This window comes from Ralstonia sp. TCR112 (assembly GCF_007997035.1).
GTDB lineage: Bacteria > Pseudomonadota > Gammaproteobacteria > Burkholderiales > Burkholderiaceae > Ralstonia > Ralstonia edaphi.
The window spans coordinates 1-4,284 of record NZ_VOSS01000127.1 but is presented as its reverse complement, the minus strand read 5'-3'; the positions used below and the strand labels follow the sequence as shown (position 1 = coordinate 4,284).

At 67.9% G+C, this 4,284-nt stretch carries 5 protein-coding genes; all 5 read right to left on the bottom strand.

Annotated elements, in window-relative coordinates; translation table 11 throughout:
• Nucleotides 1-146 precede the first annotated feature (146 nt).
• Nucleotides 147-1,343, bottom strand: coding sequence for an MFS transporter (locus FUT88_RS23710; RefSeq protein WP_147218877.1), 1,197 nt, complete (start codon nucleotides 1,341-1,343; stop codon nucleotides 147-149).
• A gap of 61 nt (nucleotides 1,344-1,404) precedes the next feature.
• Entirely contained in the window at nucleotides 1,405-2,112 is a 708-nt protein-coding gene (locus FUT88_RS23705) for a glutathione binding-like protein (RefSeq protein ID WP_147218879.1), read from the bottom strand.
• A 94-nt stretch (nucleotides 2,113-2,206) separates the two neighbouring features.
• Nucleotides 2,207-3,400, bottom strand: a complete 1,194-nt coding sequence (locus FUT88_RS23700; RefSeq protein WP_147218875.1) for a low temperature requirement protein A — start codon at nucleotides 3,398-3,400, stop codon at nucleotides 2,207-2,209.
• A gap of 25 nt (nucleotides 3,401-3,425) precedes the next feature.
• Nucleotides 3,426-4,061 carry a LysE family translocator gene (locus tag FUT88_RS23695; RefSeq protein ID WP_147218873.1) on the bottom strand — a complete coding sequence of 212 codons (636 nt, stop codon included), beginning with the start codon at nucleotides 4,059-4,061 and terminating at the stop codon, nucleotides 3,426-3,428.
• On the bottom strand, nucleotides 4,058-4,284 hold a 227-nt coding region (locus tag FUT88_RS26480; RefSeq protein WP_222614285.1), incomplete at its 5' end, for a hypothetical protein. The genes FUT88_RS23695 and FUT88_RS26480, both read right to left, overlap by 4 nt.

Sequence of the window (4,284 nt, the reverse complement as noted above, 5' to 3'; positions counted from 1 at the left end):
GAGGGTTTGAGGGTCGACCGCCGGGGTTCAGGGTCGGAAGGCGAGGGTTTGAGGCTCGACCGTCGCAGTCCAGGCTCGGAACGCGAGGGTTTGACGCCCGACCGCCGGGTTCCGGACCCGGCGTGCCGCGCTCCACGCTCCGGCGTTCAATGTGCGACCGACGTGGCGGCAGGTTCATCGGCCAGCGCCGCCTCATGCCGCCCGCCCCTGCGCCACAACACCACCGCCACCACATGGCACGCGGCGGCTGCCCACCCCAGCATGCCCGGCCCGCCATGCGCCAGGGCCAGCGCGCCAACGCTCGACCCCAGCGCGATCCCCACGTACACGGCCGACGCATGCAGCGACAGCGTGATCGGTGACACATCGGGCGCGAGGCGGATCAAGCGCGTTGCCTGCGCCGGGCCGAAGCCCCAGCCGGCCATGCCCCACAGCACGACCGCGCCGATGGCGACCGCGCCGGCCACCATGCCGTGCAGCACCTGCGCTGACAGCGACAGCACCGAGAACGCCAGCACGATGCCCGCGCTGCTGACCGCCAGCACGCGTGCCACACCTGCGCGGTCGGTCATGTGGCCGCCCAGGCCCGTGCCGAGCGCCGCAAAGCTGCCGACCAGGAACAGCACGATGCCCACGTGCTGCGGCGCGAACCCCAGCCCCTGCACAAAGAACGGGGCGACGTAGGTGTAGAACGTAAAGCCGCCTGCGGCCCACAGCGTGGACACCGCCAGCGCGCCCAGCATGCCGGGCCGGCGTGCCACGGAGAGGCGCTGCGCCAGCGTGGTCACGCTGTGCGGCAGCGCACGCGGCAGGCCGAAGGCCAAGCCAGCCGTGGCCAGAGCCGACAGCACACCGCATGCGATGAACGTGGAGCGCCAGTCGCCCTGCGCCGCAATCCATGCGCCCAGCGGCACGCCGAGCGCCACTGCCACCGTGCCGCCGCCCGTGATGATGGCCAGCGCCGAGCCGCTGCGCGAGGCGGGCACCAGCGAGGTCGCCACCGCATTGGCCGTCGGCAGGAACACGCCGGCCGCCAGCGCCAGCAGCACGCGCGCCGCCATCAACTGCCCAAAGCCGTGTGCGGTGGCCGCCAGCAGGTTGCCTGCCGCAAAGATGGCCAGCGCGCCGATCAGTACGCGTCGGCGGTCAACGTTGCCGAGCAGCGTCGCCATCACCGGCGAGCCCACGGCATACGTGACGGCAAACACGGTAACGAGCTGCCCCGCCGCCGGCACGCTCACGCCCAGGTCTGCGGCCAGCACCGGCAGCAGCCCGGCGATCATGAAACCTTCAGTGCCGATGGCGAACGCGCCCAGGCACAACCACCACAGCGATGCCGGCATGGTCGGCTCCTGTCAGAAAGCAAACTTGGAAGGGAAGCGGAGCGCGCAGGCTCCGCAGGGTTCAGCGCGCGGTGGAGGTGGCCGTCTGGCCGAACAACACGCTGCGCTCGTCGTCGGAGATGTCTTCGCGGCGGCGCGAGTAGGCACGTTCCACCCCGGCATAAGCGCGCTGCGTGGCCGGCCGTGCGCCCACGGCTTCGAACCAGCGCTGCAGGTGCGGGAAGTCGTTCAGGTCCTGCCCATGCCCGGCGTGCGGGACGATCCACGGATAGGCCGCGATGTCGGCGATGGTGTAGTCGTTGCCGGCAATGTACGGGCGGTCGGCCAGGCGGCGGTCGAGCACGCCGTAGAGGCGGTTGGTCTCTTTGGTGTAGCGGTCGATGGCGTAGGGCACGCGCTCGGGGGCGTACACGTTGAAGTGGCCGATCTGCCCCGCCATCGGGCCCAGGCCGCCCACCTGCCAGAACAGCCACTTGAGCACTTCCATGCGGCCGTGCAGGTCGGCGGGCATCAGCTGGCCGGTCTTCTCGGCCAGGTAAAGCAGCATGGCGCCCGATTCGAACAGCACCACTGGCTCAGTCCCCTCGGCCGGGTCGTGATCGACCATGGCCGGGATCTTGTTGTTGGGCGAGATGGCCAGGAACTCGAGCTTGAACTGGTCACCCCGGCTGATATCGACGGGGATGACGCGGTGCGGCAAGTCGGTTTCGGCAAAGAACAGCGCCATCTTCAGGCCGTTGGGCGTGGCGCAGTAGTAGAGGTCGATCATGGCGGGGCCCTCGTGTTCTGTCATGTTGGTGGACAGAGTAGGCGCGCGAGTGGCCTTTTGTAATTGCCAAAAACGGGAAATTTCAGGTAGCCACTTAGTGACCGTGCGCCTGCGCCGGCTGCGGGGTTTCACACGAGCGTGCGTACCCTTCCCAGGCGGCCGTGGCGCAGAGCACGCCCGTGGCCAGGGCCGAGACGCCCAGCGCCGGCATGGCATCGGCCACGAGCCACACCAGGCCGAGCACCACCAGCCCCACGCCATGCGCCGGCCGCACCCGCCCGAAGATCGCCCACTTGAACAGCAGGTTGCCCAGCAGGTACAGCGCCGCGCTGCCGAGCACCGCCGTGGCCGCGCCCGCATGCGCATGGCCCACGGGATGCGCCAGCACGAATTCGTCCGCCACCGCGCCAACGATGATGCCGGCCACCAGCAACACGTGGATGTAGGTGTAGGCCAGCCGTGCAAGCCGGCCAGGATCGGCCGAGTGCGACATGGTGTGCGCACCGCGCTCGGCAATCGTGTCGAAATACAGCCACCACATCGCCAGGCTGCCGATGAACGACACCGCCATCGCCGCGATGTTGGCCGCGTTCCAGTCGAGCCCGGCAAACGTGGAGCCCGTGACCAGCACCGATTCGCCCAGCGCGATGATGATGAACAGCGAACAGCGCTCGGCCATGTGGCCGCCTTCCACGTTCCAGTCGTTGGTGGTCGAGCGGCCCAGGCCCGGCGTGTAGAAGCCCATGGACGGCCCGACCCATTCGATGGCCAGCGCGACGATCCAGCACGTCCAGCGCACGGAACCGTCCGACAGGCCGCCCGCCAGCCACAGCACCGCAGAGATGCCGAGCCACGTGGCGATGCGCTGGAAGTTGCGCCGCATGGGCAGCGACTCGCCGCGCACGGCCCACAGGAAGAACACCGTGCGCCCGAACTGCATGAACACATAGGCGAGCGCAAACGCCAGCCCGCGCGAGCCGAACGCCTGCGGCAGCGATGCCGACAGCAGCAGCCCGCCCGTCATCAACACGAGCATCAGCATGCGGATGGCGAGCTTGTCCGGGTCGAGCCAGTTCGTCACCCACGAGGTGAAGATCCATACCCACCACACCGCCAGCATCAGCAGCAGCGCCTGCGCGCCGCCTTGCAGCGTGAAGTTGCCGATCAGCAGGTGCGAGAGCTGCGTCACCGCAAAGACGAACACCAGATCGAAGAACAGCTCGATGTTGGTGACGCGGTGGTGGCCGTGGGCCCCTTCGGGCGAGGGGCGGAGATAGCTTCGGTGCATCGTGACGAACCTCGTACGGGCAGGTTCAGGCCGACTGCATGCCGAGCGTGAGCGTGCCAGCGCCCACCATCACCGCACCGCCCGTGTAGCCGAAGCGGCGCTGCGCGGCCACGCTGGTCAGGCGCTTGGCGAGCAGCTTGGCGGCCAGCGCGTACATCGACGCGTTGGCGGCGGCCAGGATGACGAAGGTCGGCAGCAGGATCACGCTCTGCGACAGGAAGGTCTGCTCGGCCGACATGAACTGCGGCACGAAGGCGACGAAGAAGACGATGCTTTTGGGGTTGAGCGCCGTGACCGTCCAGGCGGACAGGAAGCGGCGGCCAGCGGACTTCTGCTGCACCGGGATGGTCGCCTCGGGCGCGTCGTCGCGCAGGCGGCGGGCGCTCAGGATGGACTTGATGCCCAGATAGACGAGGTACGAACCGCCGATGAGCTTGAGCGCCGTGAAGGCCGCCGCCGATGCGGCCAGCAGGGCGCCCGCACCGGCAAGGGACACGGCCATGGCTGTGGTGTCCCCAGCGGCCACGCCGGCAACGGTGCTCCACGCCGAGCGGCCACGGTTGGCCAGCGAATCACCAATCACCAACAGGATCGTCGGGCCGGGGATGAGCAGGATGATGATGCTGGCGCCGATGAAGGCCAGCCAGGTTTGGAGGGTCATGGGGTGGCTCGCTGTGTTGTTGGGGGAGGGGAGACAGTTATCCATGAAAAAAATGGGGCGTCAAATGGGGTGGGGTTTTTTTGTTTTTCTTTTTGGTTTTGGGGTGGGTGGTTCATCCCTTGTTTCATCCCCTGCCGGGGCTGACTCACTTTCATTGTCTTGCCAAAGAAAGTAAGCAAGAAGAAGGCGCGCCGAGATGGCGAGGGATTCTTGAATTTATGTC

Excerpts from the sequence above, each read along its gene's own strand:
- FUT88_RS23710 (WP_147218877.1), bottom strand. The coding sequence starts at position 1,343 with ATGCCGGCATCGCTGTGGTGGTTGTGCCTGGGCGCGTTCGCCATCGGC.
- FUT88_RS23705 (WP_147218879.1), bottom strand. The coding sequence starts at position 2,112 with ATGATCGACCTCTACTACTGCGCCACGCCCAACGGCCTGAAGATGGCG.
- FUT88_RS23700 (WP_147218875.1), bottom strand. The coding sequence starts at position 3,400 with ATGCACCGAAGCTATCTCCGCCCCTCGCCCGAAGGGGCCCACGGCCAC.
- FUT88_RS23695 (WP_147218873.1), bottom strand. The coding sequence starts at position 4,061 with ATGACCCTCCAAACCTGGCTGGCCTTCATCGGCGCCAGCATCATCATC.